The sequence below is a fragment of the Streptomyces sp. NBC_00683 genome (assembly GCF_036226745.1).
Lineage (GTDB): Bacteria > Actinomycetota > Actinomycetes > Streptomycetales > Streptomycetaceae > Streptomyces.
The window spans coordinates 3,877,107-3,891,937 of record NZ_CP109013.1 but is presented as its reverse complement, the minus strand read 5'-3'; the positions used below and the strand labels follow the sequence as shown (position 1 = coordinate 3,891,937).

At 69.8% G+C, this 14,831-nt stretch carries 18 protein-coding genes; 6 read left to right on the top strand and 12 right to left on the bottom strand.

All coding sequences use genetic code 11. From position 1 onward, the window contains the following. Positions 1 to 65: 65 nt before the first annotated feature. The 4 genes from OG257_RS17320 to sigK all read right to left on the bottom strand — a co-directional run bounded on the left by OG257_RS17320 (position 66) and on the right by sigK (position 2,628). Complete coding sequence (locus OG257_RS17320; protein ID WP_329208613.1) at positions 66 to 491, bottom strand: ATP-binding protein; 426 nt, start codon at positions 489 to 491, stop codon at positions 66 to 68. Positions 492 to 616: 125 nt separating this feature from the next. Beyond that, entirely contained in the window at positions 617 to 1,027 is a 411-nt protein-coding gene (locus OG257_RS17315; protein WP_329208612.1) for a hypothetical protein, read from the bottom strand. Positions 1,028 to 1,219: 192 nt separating this feature from the next. Further along, a complete protein-coding gene (locus OG257_RS17310; RefSeq protein ID WP_329208611.1) occupies positions 1,220 to 2,041 on the bottom strand; it encodes an anti-sigma factor in 822 nt (273 codons plus the stop codon). Further along, complete coding sequence (gene sigK, locus OG257_RS17305; RefSeq protein WP_443054420.1) at positions 2,038 to 2,628, bottom strand: ECF RNA polymerase sigma factor SigK; 591 nt, start codon at positions 2,626 to 2,628, stop codon at positions 2,038 to 2,040. Before sigK ends, OG257_RS17310 begins: the two co-directional genes overlap by 4 nt. A 361-nt stretch (positions 2,629 to 2,989) precedes the next feature. On the opposite strand from sigK, the gene OG257_RS17300 reads away from it, so the two are divergent. Together OG257_RS17300 and OG257_RS17295 are read left to right on the top strand one after the other, a co-directional pair. Further along, positions 2,990 to 5,578 (top strand): glycoside hydrolase family 9 protein, encoded by a 2,589-nt coding sequence (locus OG257_RS17300; protein ID WP_329208610.1) that lies wholly within the window; start codon positions 2,990 to 2,992, stop codon positions 5,576 to 5,578. 149 nt (positions 5,579 to 5,727) lie between these two features. Further along, a complete protein-coding gene (locus OG257_RS17295; RefSeq protein WP_329208609.1) occupies positions 5,728 to 6,897 on the top strand; it encodes a serine hydrolase domain-containing protein in 1,170 nt (389 codons plus the stop codon). A gap of 32 nt (positions 6,898 to 6,929) precedes the next feature. Here OG257_RS17295 and OG257_RS17290 read toward each other — a convergent pair whose 3' ends face one another. Beyond that, positions 6,930 to 7,832 (bottom strand): hypothetical protein, encoded by a 903-nt coding sequence (locus OG257_RS17290; RefSeq protein WP_329208608.1) that lies wholly within the window; start codon positions 7,830 to 7,832, stop codon positions 6,930 to 6,932. A 303-nt stretch (positions 7,833 to 8,135) separates the two neighbouring features. Here OG257_RS17290 and OG257_RS17285 point away from each other — a divergent pair, with 303 nt between their 5' ends. Continuing rightward, on the top strand, positions 8,136 to 8,708 hold the full coding sequence (locus OG257_RS17285) for a dihydrofolate reductase family protein (RefSeq protein ID WP_329208607.1): 573 nt from the start codon (positions 8,136 to 8,138) through the stop codon (positions 8,706 to 8,708). A 19-nt stretch (positions 8,709 to 8,727) separates the two neighbouring features. On the opposite strand, the gene OG257_RS17280 is transcribed toward OG257_RS17285, so the two are convergent. Next, complete coding sequence (locus tag OG257_RS17280) at positions 8,728 to 8,994, bottom strand: DUF397 domain-containing protein (protein ID WP_329208606.1); 267 nt, start codon at positions 8,992 to 8,994, stop codon at positions 8,728 to 8,730. Then, the gene (locus tag OG257_RS17275) at positions 8,975 to 9,817 is read right to left on the bottom strand and encodes a helix-turn-helix domain-containing protein (protein ID WP_329208605.1); all 843 of its coding nucleotides are present in this window, start codon (positions 9,815 to 9,817) and stop codon (positions 8,975 to 8,977) included. Before OG257_RS17275 ends, OG257_RS17280 begins: the two co-directional genes overlap by 20 nt. A gap of 118 nt (positions 9,818 to 9,935) precedes the next feature. On the opposite strand from OG257_RS17275, the gene OG257_RS17270 reads away from it, so the two are divergent. Then, positions 9,936 to 10,190, top strand: coding sequence for a hypothetical protein (locus OG257_RS17270; protein WP_329215153.1), 255 nt, complete (start codon positions 9,936 to 9,938; stop codon positions 10,188 to 10,190). Next, positions 10,180 to 10,413, top strand: a complete 234-nt coding sequence (locus OG257_RS17265) for a hypothetical protein (protein WP_329208604.1) — start codon at positions 10,180 to 10,182, stop codon at positions 10,411 to 10,413. The genes OG257_RS17270 and OG257_RS17265 overlap by 11 nt, the downstream gene beginning before the upstream one ends. Positions 10,414 to 10,513: 100 nt before the next feature. Here OG257_RS17265 and OG257_RS17260 read toward each other — a convergent pair whose 3' ends face one another. From OG257_RS17260 to OG257_RS17240, 5 genes are all read right to left on the bottom strand, one after another. Then, a complete protein-coding gene (locus OG257_RS17260) occupies positions 10,514 to 10,867 on the bottom strand; it encodes a PRC-barrel domain-containing protein (protein WP_329208603.1) in 354 nt (117 codons plus the stop codon). 156 nt (positions 10,868 to 11,023) lie between these two features. After that, positions 11,024 to 11,194, bottom strand: a complete 171-nt coding sequence (locus OG257_RS17255) for a hydrophobic protein (RefSeq protein ID WP_329208602.1) — start codon at positions 11,192 to 11,194, stop codon at positions 11,024 to 11,026. Positions 11,195 to 11,384: 190 nt separating this feature from the next. Beyond that, a complete protein-coding gene (locus tag OG257_RS17250; protein ID WP_329208601.1) occupies positions 11,385 to 12,170 on the bottom strand; it encodes an ABC transporter permease in 786 nt (261 codons plus the stop codon). Continuing rightward, the gene (locus OG257_RS17245) at positions 12,167 to 13,135 is read right to left on the bottom strand and encodes an ATP-binding cassette domain-containing protein (protein WP_329208600.1); all 969 of its coding nucleotides are present in this window, start codon (positions 13,133 to 13,135) and stop codon (positions 12,167 to 12,169) included. The genes OG257_RS17250 and OG257_RS17245 overlap by 4 nt, the downstream gene beginning before the upstream one ends. 12 nt (positions 13,136 to 13,147) lie before the next feature. After that, entirely contained in the window at positions 13,148 to 13,816 is a 669-nt protein-coding gene (locus OG257_RS17240; RefSeq protein ID WP_329208599.1) for a DUF4097 family beta strand repeat-containing protein, read from the bottom strand. A 222-nt stretch (positions 13,817 to 14,038) separates the two neighbouring features. Here OG257_RS17240 and OG257_RS17235 point away from each other — a divergent pair, with 222 nt between their 5' ends. Further along, entirely contained in the window at positions 14,039 to 14,806 is a 768-nt protein-coding gene (locus tag OG257_RS17235; RefSeq protein ID WP_329208598.1) for a GbsR/MarR family transcriptional regulator, read from the top strand. Positions 14,807 to 14,831: the final 25 nt, after the last annotated feature.

Sequence of the window (14,831 nt, the reverse complement as noted above, 5' to 3'; positions counted from 1 at the left end):
ATGCGTCCGGGCATCTGGTTCGCTCGGCTCTCCGAGGTGATCGGCGCCGCCGTCGCTGAGCATCGTCAGGCGTCGTTGAAGGCCGCGTGCACGCACTTGCCGTCCGCGAGCGGCTCGGTGAACACCCGGGCTCCCAGGTCCTCCGCGATGTGCAGGCCCATGCCGCCGGTGCCGTCGGTCAGATCCGGGGCACGCGGGGCCGGTGGGGCGCAGGAACAGTCGGTCACCGCGATGTCCAGGGTGCCTGCGGCGGTGGTCAGGGTCAGGGTGCTGGGCCCGGGGGCGTACCGGACCGCGTTGGTGACCAGCTCGGACACGATCAGCAGGACGTCGTCACGGCGGCCCGGGTCGAGCGAGGGCCAGATCCGGTGGAGGAAGGCGACGGCTGCCCGGCGTGCGTGCGAGGGGGCTTCCGGGCCGGTCGGCAGGGGGATGGTCTGCGTGCCCAGCCGGCCGGGCGTGACGGGTGGGGGTGCGGTCGTTGTGGTCATGACGGTGTCCCGATGAGGACGCGGCGTCCTTGCGGGACGCCGGACGGAGTGGTGCCGGAGTGGACGACGGGGTTCCCGGGCCTCGGCCCGGGAACCCCGTTCTGAGCGGAGGGGATGCGGATCGCTCACCTGTGGTGGCAGTTCCAGTGGCCCTTGACCCAGTGCGTGTCCCAGTGGCCGGGGACGTAGACGTTCTTCCAGTGGCCCTTGTGCAGCTTGCCGTCGTGCTGCCAGTAGCCGGCGTGCGACTTGCCGTGGTGGTCCTTGTAGGCGGGGTGCCAGCTCTTGTGGTGCGAGCGGTACTCCTTGTGCCACTTCTTCTCCCAGTGGCCCTTGACCCACTTCTTCTCCCAGTGCCCCTTCTTCCAGGTGCAGCGGTCGTTGTGGTCGTGGTCGCCGGTGACGGACGAGGTCGCGGCCGTGGGGGCGGGGGCAGCGGTCGCTGTCCCGGCGGCGCCCAGGGCGGCACCACCGGCCAGCAGGCCGGCTGTCGCGGCTCCGGCCACCAGGCGGCGGACTCGGACGGAAACAGTCATCGGACTCACCTTCCTCTCGCTGGTCGGCCACCCGCGTCAGCGGTGTACTCCCGCATTCAGTCCGGGAATTCGGTTCCCGGTCTGGTCGGATTCGGATACGGCACCGAGGCCGTGAGTGGCTTTACACAAGGGATTCGGAGGCACCGGGGAGAAGGTTTGGGGTGAATCGCGAAAAATGTTCAGTTGCCCGTCTCAGGCCGGGAGATCGACCGAGCCGAACGGGACGGTGGTGGGCTGCGGGGACCCTCCGGCCGGTTCGACGGACAGGGCCACCGCTGTGGCATCGTCCACCGGCCCTTCCAGCAGGGACAGTTGACGCCCCGGGTTCCGGCTGAGCAGTCCGGCAGGCACGGGCGTTCCGTCCTCGATGAACCAGGCCTCGTAGACCTTGTCCGCAGGAAGCTGCGGCAGCCCGGACACGGCAAGCGTGGCCGCGTCCTCGCTGCGTGACACGGCGACCGTGGCTGTGCCGCCGCCGCGCAGCTCCTGCGTCTCGACCTGTACGTCGGGAGCCGTGAGCACCCGCGCCACGTTGTCCTGCCGCTCCTGTGCCCGCTGGGTCGCCGCGCGGGCGTCCTCCGCTTCCCGGTGCTGCCACGTGGCGACGCCGACGGCTGCCAGGACGGCCGCCACGGAGGCCGCGAGCGCCAGGCGCGGGAGCTGCCGCGCCTGGCGGGCCGTACCGTCGGCCTGCGGCAAGGGCACCTCCTGCGGCCCGGATGCCTCGTGCGGTCCGGGCGCCTCGTGGGGCCTGGGTACCTCGTGCGGGCCGGGTGTCTCCCGCGTCTCCTGCGGTGTGTCGGCCACCTTGCGCAGGATCTCCTCCCGCAGGGCGGCGGGCGGCGTCACCGCCGTCGCCCGCCCCAGCAGTGCGGCCGTGGCCTGCAGCTCGGCGACCTCCCGGCTGCAGGACGCGCACCACTCCAGATGTCGCTCGAAGTCCAGGCGTTCGTCCTCGGTGAGTGCGTGCAGGGCGTAGGCGCCGGACGACTCGTGCGGGTCCACGTGGCTCACGGTTTCGCTCCCAGGCAGTCGCGCAGCCGGATCAGTCCGTCCCGCAAGCGGGTCTTGACCGTCCCCAGCGGCACGGACAGTGACTGCGCCACTTCCTTGCAGGTGAGCCCTCCGTAGTAGGCCAGGGTCACGGACTCGCGCTGGATGTCGGTGAGGGCGCGTACGCAGCGGCGCACCTGCTGCCACTCCAGATGGGTCTCCACCCGCTCGGTCACCTCGTCGAAGGGCGTCCCGGAGTTCAGCAACGCGGCCTTGCGCTCGCGGTCCGCGCCGGCCTGTGCCGCCCGTACGCGGTCCACCGCCCTGCGGTGCGCCAGGGTCATGATCCAGGTCATCGCGCTGCCGCGCTCGGGCTTGAACCGGCCGGACGTACGCCACACTTCGAGCAGCACGTCCTGGACCACCTCCTCCGACTGCGCCGCATCCCGCAGCACCCGGTGAACGAGGCCCATCACGGGCCCGGCGGCCCTGTCGTAGACGCCGGTGAAGGCCTCCCGGTCCCCTTCGGCGGTCCAGAGCATGAGCTGGTCCAGATCGGGCTCCTCCGTCTGCTGCCCGACTTCCCCTCCGCGATCGGCGGATTGCACCTGGACACCTCGCTGACCTGTCGACGTGGGCACGGCGACCGCTCCCTGAGCGATATAAGCACCCAATGGCCACGAAGGCTCTGTATGTGTATCGAAGCGGTGAATTCCGGTCGCGGGGCAAGGCCTGCCCGGACCGTCGCCGCATTCTCTGTCATGACCCTGGCGGAACAGGCGATCCGCCCCCACAATGCTGTGGGAGCGCTCCCATATTGCGCTCCCACCTCGCGTTCCCGCCTCGTGCTCCCACCTCTGTGTTCCCGGCCCCCCACCCAGTCGACGAAAGGTCCTCCCGGTGAATGCCTCACCCCCCTCCGCGCGGCCCGCGCCCGCCCGATCCCGGCTCGGGCGGCGCGGGTTCGGAATGTCAGCCGCCGTCTTACTGTTCGCAGCGGCACTGGCGGTGCCCGGTACGGCCGGTGCCCAGGAGGCCGACCCCGGCCCCGAACAGATAGCCAACGGCGACTTCGCCTCCGGTACCGCCCCCTGGTGGTGGACGGCCAACACGTCCGGCGCCGTGACCGAGGGCCGGCTCTGCGCCGCGGTCCCGGCCGGCACGGTCAACCCGTGGGACGTCATCATCGGCCAGAACGACATCCCGATCGTGGCGGGCGAGAGCTACACGCTCAGCTACACGGCCACGTCGACCGAACCCCTCACCGTCCAGACCCGCGTCCAGGAGGCCACCGCTCCGTACGCCACGGAGCTCGCCACCGCCGACCCCGTCGGACCGGACGCCGTGACGGTCAGCCACGTCTTCACCGCCACGGCCGACCGTGCGGGCGCCCAGGTCGCCCTGCAGATCGGGGGCGGCGACAGCGCCACCACCTTCTGCCTCGACGACGTGTCCCTGCGCGGCGGAGCCGAGCCGCCCGTGTACGAGCCGGACACCGGGTCGCCGGTCCGCGTCAACCAGGTCGGATACCTGCCCCACGGCCCCAAGAACGGCACGGTGGTCACCGACGCCGACGCACCGCTTCCCTGGTCCGTGAAGGCCGCCGACGGTTCGACGGCCGCCACCGGAACGACCGTCCCGCAGGGAGAGGACCCGAGCTCACACCAGCGGGTCCACACCTTCGACTTCAGCGGCCTGACCACCGCGGGCGACGGATACACCGTCGAGATCGACGGCCAGGTCAGTGAGCCGTTCTCGCTGCGCGCCGACCTGTACGACAGCCTGCGCTCCGACGCGCTGGCGTACTTCTACCACAACCGGAGCGGCATCCCCATCGACGCCGACCTCGTCGGCGAGGCCTACGCGCGGCCTGCCGGACACATCGGTGTGGCGCCCAACAAGGGGGACACGGACGTCCCGTGCCAGCCCGGGGTCTGCGACTACCGGCTGGATGCGTCGGGCGGCTGGTACGACGCGGGCGACCACGGGAAGTACGTGGTCAACGGCGGGATCTCGGTGGCCCAGCTCATGGCCACGTACGAGCGAACCCTGACCGCCGCCGATGCGGAATCCGCGGAGTTCGGGGACGGTGCGCTGAGGGTGCCGGAGCGGGGGAACGCCGTACCGGACATCCTCGACGAGGCACGCTGGGAGCTGGAGTTCCTGATGCGGATGCAGGTCCCGGCCGGTGAGCCGCTGGCCGGCATGGCCCACCACAAGATGCACGACGCCGCCTGGACCGGGCTGCCGCTGGCCCCGCACCTCGACCCCCAGCAGCGTGAGCTCCACCCGCCCTCGACGGCCGCCACGCTCAACCTGGCCGCCGCGGCCGCCCAGTGCGCCCGGCTCTACGCCCCGTTCGACGCGGCCTTCGCGGGCCGCTGCCTGAAGGCCGCCCGGACCGCCTGGGCCGCGGCCGAGGCGCACCCGGACGTCCTCGCTGACCCGAACGACGGCACCGGCGGTGGCACCTACAGCGACGGCGATGTCTCGGACGAGTTCTACTGGGCCGCCGCGGAGCTGTTCACCACGACGGGAGAGGACGCGTTCCGTCAGGCCGTGCTCTCCTCCGAACTGCACGGCGACACCGACGCGGTCTTCCCGGCAGGCGGCGGCATCTCGTGGGCCTCTACCGGAGGTCTGGGCGTACTCACGCTGGCCACCGTGCCGAACGGCCTGACCACGGCGCAGCTCGGTGAGGTCCGCTCCGTCGTCACCACGGCCGCCGACCGCTACGCCGCGCAGTCCCGCGACCAGGTGTACGGGCTCCCGTACGCCCCGAAGGACGAGGACTACGTCTGGGGTTCGAACAGCCAGGTCCTGAACAACATGGTCGTGCTGGCCACGGCCCATGACCTGACCGGCGAAGCCGCGTACCAGGACGCGGTGCTGAGCGGTGCGGACTACCTCCTCGGCCGCAATCCTCTCAACCAGTCGTACGTCACCGGCTACGGCGAACGGGACTCCAACAATCAACACCACCGTTTCTGGGCGCACCAGAACGACCCGGACCTGCCCCACCCGCCGGCCGGCTCGATCGCGGGCGGACCGAACCTCACGGCCGTCGCCGCCGGTGACCCGGTCGCCGCGGAGAAGCTGGGCGGCTGCGCACCCGCGATGTGCTACCTCGACGACATCGGCTCCTGGGCCACCAACGAGGTGACCATCAACTGGAACGCGCCGCTCGCCTTCATCGCCTCGTACTTGGACGACGCCGGCGACGGACGGGGGACCGCGTCGCGCACGTGCGCGGTCTCCTACACCTCGCACCCCTGGAACAGCGGCTCGACGGTCACGGTGAAGCTCAAGAACACCGGCCCGGAGCCTGTTTCGCCCTGGCAGCTGACCTGGCTCCTGCCCGGCGAGCAGGCGGTCAGCCACACCTGGAGCGCCGAGTTCGACCAGCACGGCAGGACGCTCAGCGCCCGGCCGCTGTCCTGGAACCGGGTGATCGCGCCGGGTGCCACGGTCGACTTCGGGTTCAACACCAAGGCCTCCGGCGCGGCGGCCGCTCCCAGCGCGTTCAAGCTGAACGGCCGTTCCTGCAGCTCGGGCTGATCTCCCGCCCGCGATCGTGCCCGGGTGCGGCCCGCCTCCCGGCGGACACCGCGCCCGGGCGCCACGCGGCTGTCCATCCGGCTGTCACCCGTTCCGCAGGGGTGTGCGCCGGATGGCCGGGCAGTACCGGCCGTTCCTAGCCTCGGATCATGGTCTTCCGTCGCTTACGGCTGTCAACTGCCGCTCTGACACTGGCGCTGTGCGCCCTCCCGCCCGCCGCCGCTTCCGCCGCCCCGCGTAGCGGCCCTGCGGGTCCGACCCTGCAGCGCGACGCCGACGCGCTGCGCGATACCGGCGTGACAGGGGTGTCCGTCCGCCTGGACGCTCCGGGCGGAGCGGTCACGGCCGTATCGGGCGTCCAGGACCTGGTCGGCCGTGGCCCGGTCGTCGACGGCGGTCATCTGCGGCTGGGCAGCACCACCAAGACCTTCGTCGCCACCGTCGTCCTGCAACTGGTGGGTGAGAAGCGGTTGTCCCTCGACCGGACGGTGGAGGAGCTCCTGCCCGGCACCGTGTCCGGGGCGGGCAACGACGGCCGGACGATCACGGTCCGCGACCTGCTGCGGCACACCAGCGGCCTGCACGACTACATCGGCGACGTCTTCCCCGACCCCGGCCTTCGGACCTACTACGCCGAACGGTGGCGCGCCTACCGGCCCGAGCAACTGGTCGCCCTGGCGATGCGGCACGAGCCGGACTTCCCGGCGGGCACCCGCTGGGCCTACTCCAACACCAATTACGTCCTCGCCGGAATGATCGTCGAGGCGGTCACCGGTCGGTCCTGGGAGCAGCAGGTCCACGACCGCATCCTGCGCCCCCTCGGCATGCGCCACACGGACACGCCCGGCACCTCGCCCCACCTCCCGTACCCGCACACGGCCAACTACCAGCAGTTCGCCCAGGACGGCCCGATGACCGACACCACGATCCCCTACCGCCCCTTCGACAGCGGCGCCGACGGATCGATGACCGGTACGGCCCGCGACCTCAACCGGTTCTACGGAGCCCTGGCCTCCGGACGGCTGCTGAGGCCCGCGGAACGCGCCGAGATGCGCACGACCGTTCCGGTGCCGCCGGGGGCGGGCCACCCGGAGGGCACCCGGGACGGCCTGGGACTGTTCCTGACCCCGCTGTCCTGCGGCGGCGAGTACCTCGGACACGGCGGGAGCGGCTTCGGCTACGTCGTCCGGGCCGCAGCCACCGCCGACGGCCGCCGCACGGTCACCGTCTCGGCGCACAGCCGCTCCGCGGACCCGGTGGTGGCGGCCCGGCAGGAGGACGCACTGCGCACCCTCGTCGACAACGCGCTCTGCCGATGACGGACCGGAGGGAAGGCGGTTGAGGCGAGTGTTCAGCGCCGGGTGCGGGCCATGGACTCCTTGGCCCTGACGGTCCTGTCCTGCCGTGGCACGAGGCCCGCCCGGACCGCCGTCATCCGCTCGCGCACCCCGCTGGTGGGCACGGCTCCCGGGGGACCGGCGGGGGTGTCCAGCGGCTCTTCCCGGCACGGACCGCACCGGCCGCCGCGCAGCGCCTCGGGGCTGCCGGGCGCACGGCACACGCTGCACTCCAGGGTGCGCAGGACGGTCCGGGCGACCGGGTGGGTCCGCTCGGGCGGCAGCTTGTCGATGAGGCGGCGCCGGACGAGGGACGCGGGGTGGTGGACGACTGCGGGGAGCCCTTCGGTCAGGGCGCGCAGCGTTTCCGCCTCGGTGGCGCCCCGCTCGAACCACTCGCTGACCTGCGGCTCCAGGCTCACGCAGTCCGCCGCCGACAGGCTCAGCGAGGGTGCGGTACGGCCCAGGGCGGCCAGCAGGACGAACGCCCGCGAGCGCGTGGGGCGTTGGGTTTCCTGCGGTACGTCGCCCCGGGTGAAGGCCGCCCACCAGTCGTCGTCGCGAGCGGTCCGGGAGAAGAACGTCCGGGTGACCCAGAGCAGCACCTCCTCCGTCGCGACGCACTCACTGCCCCGGCGCAGATGCCCGGCGGCCTGGATCCGGTTGAGTGCGGTACGCAGGGCGCACTGCCCGTACGGGAGCCACTTGGCCAGCGTCTTCACGGAGTTGTCGGCGCCGTCGGGCAGCCGGTCGATGTACGCGGCGACGGCCGCCTCACGGGGCGGCAGCTGCGCGAAATCGCGCTCACTGCGGGGTCGTTGGTCCGGAGCCGAGCGCTTGCCGTAGCCGGGATTGGCCATCGGGTGCGGGGGCTCGTACGGGGTGGAGGGGGCAGCACTAAACTGGCTCGCAGCCATCGGATCGCGCTTTCGATCGAGGTGGTCAGACCCCTGTCAGGTGTTCCCGCACCGGGCGGGGGTCGCTTGTTATGCGGAACGCTAGAGCGTCGCCACCGTCCGTTGCAAGTCGGTCACGAAAAGTCAACCCGCCAGGCGGGGAGGGCGGGTGGGAAACAATCCCTCCACCCATTCCGCTGAAAGAGCGCTCGGAACTCGCCGCTTGAGCCCCGGTCCGGTGATGATCGATGAGTTTCTCCACGAACCGCAGTCAACCCTGTTGAGAATCGACACAAGAGACACCGAGACTTCTGGAGACCTTCGATGCGCACCCTGATCACCACCGCCTTCATCTCACTCGACGGCGTCGTGGAGGCCCCGGGCGGCGAGCCCGGCTACCGGAACTCGGGCTGGACCTTCAAGGACGTGGAGTTCCTCCCCGAAGCGTTCGAAATCAAGGGCCGGGAGCAGAAGGAAGCCGCCGCGATGCTGCTGGGCCGGGCCAGCTACGAGGCGTTCAGCCCGGTCTGGCCGGGCATGGAGGACTTCGCCGACTACAAGGTCATGCCGAAGTACGTCGTCTCCACCACGCTCTCCGAGGACGCGCTGGTCTCGGACTGGGGCCCGACCACGATCCTGCGCTCGCTCGACGAGGTCGCCGCGCTGAAGGAGACCGAGGGCGGCCCGATCATCGTCCACGGCAGCGCCGCCCTCAACCGGAGCCTCTCGGACGCCGGCCTGATCGACCGCTACCACCTGCTCGTCTTCCCGCTCCTGCTCGGCGCGGGCAAGCGCCTGTTCAGCGACACGGACAAGGACACCCAGAAGCTGCGGCTCGTCGAGCACGAGGCGTACCCCAACGGCCTGCAGAAGAACGTCTTCGACGTCGTCCGCTGACCGTTGCTCGCCGATCCGCCTAAGGGTGCTTGAGGCCGGTGACGAAGGCCGCCCACGCGGCGGTCCGGAACACGAGCGCCGGGCCGTCGGCCACCTTGGAGTCCCGGACGGGAACGATGCCGGGGTGGCCGTCTGCTACCTCCAGGCAGTTGCCGCCGTCCCCACCGCTGTACGTGGACTTCCGCCAGGTCGCGACTTCCAGGCAGTCACCGCCGCTTCCCCCGCTGTACGTGGACTTGTGCCAGGTCGCCGTGGACAGGTCGTAGTCAGAGCTGCTGATCTTCATGGGCGTAATCCTCCGCCACCAACTCGATCAGGGCCAGGGACGCTTCCGGTGACAATGCGCTGGCCGCAACGAGATCGTAGGTCAGTTCGTAGTGCCTGACGGTTGCCGGATCGTCCTGCAAGTGGCCTGTGCCCAGGCCCTGGAGGTAGGCGAGCGGAGGCGCGTCGGGGAACGACATCAGCTTCAGCTGGCCTTCGAGGGCCATATGCGCGCCTGCCGAGAAGGGCAGCACCTGGACAATCACCCGGTGCTGGTGGGCCAGCGCCGCCACGTGCTGAAGTGCGCCCGCCATCACTGCGGCCCCGCCCGACTTCCTGCGTAACACAGCCTCATCCAGAACCGCCCACAACATGGGCGTTGTTGGGTCGGCGAGGAGCTGAGCCCGCTCCAACCGCGCTGCTACCAGGTCATCGATCACAGCCTCCGTGGCCGTCGGCCGGTAGGCGCGGAACACAGCCCGTGCGTACCCCTCCGTCTGCAGCAGCCCCGGGATGAGTAGGGGTGCGTACTCCTTGATGGTGCTCGCAAGTCGCTCCGCCTCCGCCGCCTCCGCGAAGTGGTCCGGGTACTTCGACTGCTTCAGCGCTACGCAGTTCCGCGCGAAGAATCCGCCCGCGTTCAGCACCTCGTCCAGCTTCTGGGCCTGGTCCGCCTGCATCCGTCGCGTCCCCGCCTCCAGCTGGCCGATGAAGGAGCCGCTGACGAACAGGGGTATGCCCAGCTCGTCCTGGGAGAGGCCCGCGGTCTCTCGTCTGTGGCGGAGTTCGGCGCCCAGGAGGGCGCGGGGTGAGGACGAGGGATCGAGCTTCTTCGGTCCGGGCAAGGCGACTCCCTGTGACACACGTACGGGTGTTGGAACTGCACCTCTTCCACGGTAGCGAGGAATTGGACACGCTGAGTAGGCATGGCAACTACTCAGCGTGGAAATGGGGAAGATCATGATGACGGCTACAGAACGGCGCAAAGAGGCGGCAGGCAGAGTACGGGCGGCTGAGGACGCGGTGGCGCGCCTGCGGGCCGGGCTGGCGGGGGTCGGCGTGAAGCTGCCTTCGCTGCGGATCGACCTGGTGTCGTGCGCGGGCAGCGAGCCGGTGCCGCTGGTCGACCTGGGTCGCTGCACGATCGATACGGCCCTGCGGCTGAGTGCCGAGCTGGAAGAGAAGAAGCGGGAAGCGGCGGCGGCCCATGACAGTTGAAGGACTGGAACCGTGCCTGCCGGAACCCGGAACGTTCGCGGTGGACGGCCGCGACGGGCGGGTGGGCCGGGTGATGGGGCGCGTCGGACCGTACGTACAGCTGCGTCCGCCGGGCGGCGGTGCGGAGTGGGACTGCCCGCCCGAAGCCGTCCGGCCGGCCCCGCCGGGGCTGGTGCTGCGGGCCCGGGTGACGGAGATCAACCGGGAGGGCCGGTTGCCGTGACGGGGAGGGGCGGCCGTGCGGGCCCGGCCACAGCTGAACGGCGGGGGTCCGCCCGTGTGTCCGGGCCGGACCCCCGCCTCTTCAGCGGTGGTGCGTGGTCTCACATGAGGCGGTAGCTCGTGTAATAGCTGTCGAGCTGGGCGTGGTAGCCCGGATCGGTCGTGTGCCTGTGCCGGTTGAACTCCGGGGAGTCCTTGATCTGGCCCTTGGTCAGGTCGACGAAGATCGTGCGGTGTTCGGTGTCGATGCCCTTGACCGTGCCGGCGGGCAGGAGGACGTCCTTGCCGAAGATCCAGACGCCGGTGTCGACGACCAGGTAGGCCGAGCCCGCTTCGTCGGAATGCTTGTCGACCTTTCCTACGCTTCCGTCCGTCGCCTCGACCGAGTAACCGGTCAGGTCGGCGCCGGAGGTGTGACCACTTGTCGGTTGGTAACCCCACAGATGGTTGTTCATCATTGGCTCCTTTCGCGACGGGAGTTCGTGTGTACTCACTCGTGTTCCCTCATTCCGGGAAGCCACGCATGCCGTTCCACGGGAAATGAAGAATGCGGGTGGGCCCGGAGTCGGAGTCCGGGCCCACCCGCATCGTCATGTGCTGGTGAAGGCCTTCTACCAGCGGTACCACCGGCCACGTCGGCCGCCGCTCGCCGTCGGGCGGACGACAAAGCCGATCAGCCACACAGCCAGGACGATAATTGCAATCCACCACAGTGCCTTGAGTGCGAATCCGGCACCGAAGAGAATCAGGGCGAGCAGAAGAACGAGTATAAGGGGAACCATTGTTATCAACCTCCAAGACCTCTGGTGCCCTTGAAGTAATTACTTACACCCGGATCATCCATGGATTCTTCTCGGGACCGTCACGGGACGGCCGACGGTGGTGCGGGCGAAAGGCCCGTGGCCGCCATCGGGGGATGGCGGCCACGGGCCTTGTCCAGGTGGGCGGGTCGCGGCCCGCTCGGCATGTCGACTACTTGGGGTCGCGGTCGAACTGTGCCTTCGACCAGCGGTAGCCGAGGACGGTGAGGCCCAGGCACCAGGCGATGGTGATCCACCAGTTGTTGCCGATCTCGGTGCCGAGGAGGAGTCCGCGGAGGGTTTCGATGGCGGGGGTGAAGGGCTGGTACTCCGCGATCGGCTGGAACCAGCCGGGCATGGAGTCGACCGGGGTGAAGGCGCTGGAGATGAGCGGCAGGAGGATCAGCGGCATGGCGTTGTTGCTGGCGGCCTCCGCGTTGGGGCTGCCCATGCCCATCCCGACCGCGATCCAGGTGAACGCCAGGGAGACCAGCGCCAGCAGCCCGAAGGCCGCCAGCCACTCCAGGACGGTGGCATCAGTGGAGCGGAAGCCCATGGCCACGCCGACGGCACCGACGAGGACGACACTGATGATCGCCTGCAGCACACTCCCGGCGACGTGTCCGAAGAGCACGGACCCGCGGTGGATGGCCATGGTGCGGAAGCGGGCGATGATGCCCTCGGTCATGTCGCCCGAGACGGACACCGCGGTGCCGACCACGGTGGAGCCGATGGTCATCAGCAGGATGCCGGGGACGATGTAGGCGATGTAGGCGGAGCGGTCCCCGCCGCCGATGCCGGCGCTCATGGTGTCGCCGAAGATGTAGACGAAGAGCAGGAGCAGCATGATCGGGGTGAGCAGCAGGTTCAGGGTGAGGGACGGATAGCGGCGCGCGTGCAGGAGGTTGCGGCGGAGCATCGTGGACGAGTCGCGGACGGCAAGGGAGAAGGAGCTCATCGGACAGCCTCCTTGGGCTGGCTGGGCTGGGTGGGCACGCTTGCGCCGGTCAGGGCGAAGAACACGTCGTCGAGGTCGGGGGTGTGGACGGTCAGTTCGTCCGCCTCGATGCCGGCCGAGTCCAGTCGGTCGAGGATGGAGCGCAGTTCGCGCTGGCTGCCGTCGCTGGGGATCTGCAGGGACAGTGCCTCGTCGTCGCGGGTGATGTCGGTCAGGGCGGAGGTGGCGGAGCGGTAGGCGGCTGGGTCGGTGAAGCGGAGCCGTACGTGCCCGCCCGGGATGAGCCGCTTGAGCTCGTCGGCGCTTCCTTCGGCGGCGATCCTGCCGTTGTTCAGGACCGCGATGCGGTCGGCGAGTTCGTCGGCCTCCTCCAGGTACTGGGTGGTGAGGAAGACGGTGACGCCGCCCGTGACGAGCTCGCGGATGATCTTCCACATGTTGTGGCGGGAGCGGGGGTCGAGGCCGGTGGTCGGTTCGTCGAGGAAGATGATCCGCGGGTTCCCGACCAGGGTCATCGCGATGTCGAGCCGGCGCTTCATGCCGCCGGAGTAGGTGGAGGCGGGCTTCTTCGCGGCCTCGACGAGGTCGAAGCGCTCCAGGAGCTCGGCGGCGACCCGCCGGCCCTCCTGCTTGGACAGGTGGTGCAGGTCCGCCATGAGGAGCATGTTCTCCTCGCCGGTGATCAGCCCGTCCACGGCGGAGAACTGCCCGGTGACACCGATCGCGGCACGTACCGCCTGCGGGTCGGCGGCGAGGTCGTGACCGCCGACCCGGATCTCGCCGGAGGCGGGGTCGGGGGTGATGAGGGTGGAGAGGATCTTGACGGCGGTGGTCTTGCCGGCACCGTTCGGGCCGAGCAGGGCGAAGACCGTTCCTTCGGGGACGTTCAGGTCGACGCCGTCGAGTACGAGCTTGTCGCCGTAGGACTTGCGCAGCCCGTTCGCCGCGATGGCCAGGTTGGTCATGATGCGTGCTCCTCAGAGGCTGCGGGCGGTGATGTCGCCGTAGGAAGTGGTTGCGTGGATGTTCAGACCGGCGGTGCCGTCGGTGTTCTTGAGCGCGTTGTGGATCCGGCCGTAGGCGGTACCGGCGTCCAGCGAGGCGGAGACTCCGCGGGCGGCGCCGACCGAGATCTCGCCGGACTCGGTGCGCAGTGTGACTGTGCCGCCCATGGCCTCGGTGATGCGGAGGTCGCCCTTCTGGGTGCTGATCTCCGCGGGTCCGCCCAGGCGGCCGACCTCGATGCCGCCGGCGAGGAGGGTGAGGCGGGCGCTCGCCGTCTCGTCGAGCTTGACCGAGCTCTGCGCGCCCTCGAAGACCACGTTGCCGAGCCGTCCGACGCCCCGGAGTTCGGAGTCGGCGGCCTTCGCCTCGACGTCGGAGCCGGCGGGCAGCTGGATGGTGACCTCGACGGATCCGGAGCTGCCGAGGATCCGGTTCTTCGCCGGCGCGGCCCCGATCCGCAGGACGCCGTCGGCGTATTCGACGGTGATGCGCTCGGCCGCCTTGATGTCGCGGCTGTTCGAGGCGTCGGCGGGCAGGACCTCGACCGTGGTGTCGGCCCGGTCGGCGGCGATGAACCGGATGCGCCCTGCGGGGATGTCGAGGACGGTCGAGACCTGGTTGGGGGTGTCGAACTTCTGCATTGTTCTCTCCTTGGCTCCGTGTTTCTGATGAGTGAAACGCTACGTTGCGTTCGAAGTTCTGGCAACGCAATCGTTGCGCGAAATCGCCATCAGTACTGGTCAGAGTCAGGAAATCGTTGCAATGGCTTGTCCTCTAATGCAACAGCTGACACTCGTTGCGTTGCAATGGAATGAGTGTGAACGCTATGCTGGCGGCCTCAGGGAAGAACGAAGGAGATCGCGATGCCGGGAGGCAGGCTCACTCAGCAGGAACGCCAGCAGATCGCGCTGGGGCTGGCCGACGGACTCGCCTACGCGGAGATCGCCAGAGGGCTCGACCGTCCGACCTCGACGATCACGCGTGAGGTGATGCGCAACGGCGGCCCCACCGCCTATCGCGCCGACCTGGCCCACCGCGCCACCGAACGCCGCACCCATCAGCGAAGGCAGGCCGCACCCCGGGACCCGAAGGCATCCCCGCAGCCCTACGGACGCGACGCCGAAGCCGTGCGCGAGTACGAGGAGACGTTCACCGACGTCCTCATGCAGACGGGCCTGTCCAACAAGATGATGGCCCGGGTGCTGGGCTGTCTCTACACGACCGACGCGGGCAGCCTCACCGCGTCCGAGCTCGTGGAGCGCCTCCAGGTCAGCCCGGCGTCGATCTCCAAGTCGATCGCGTTCCTCGAGGGCCAGGGCCTCGTCCGCCGGGAACGCGACGAACGCCGCCGCGAGCGCTACATCGTCGACGACGACGTCTGGTACCAGTCGATGATGGCCAGCGCCCGGTCCACCGCCCAACTCGTTGAGACCGCACGGGAGGGCGTGGGCGTCCTCGGCCACGACACCCCGGCAGGTGTCCGCCTCGAGAACATCGCCCGCTTCCTCGACTTCGTCAACGAGAGCATCACCCGCGCCGCGGAGCAGGCCCGCGATGTCCTCTACGCGACATCGGAAGCGACCCCGGGTGCCACTGCCGAGCCGCGGTCGGACGACGTACAGCCGTCCTGAAAAACGCGCGTCGGCGGTACCCGGT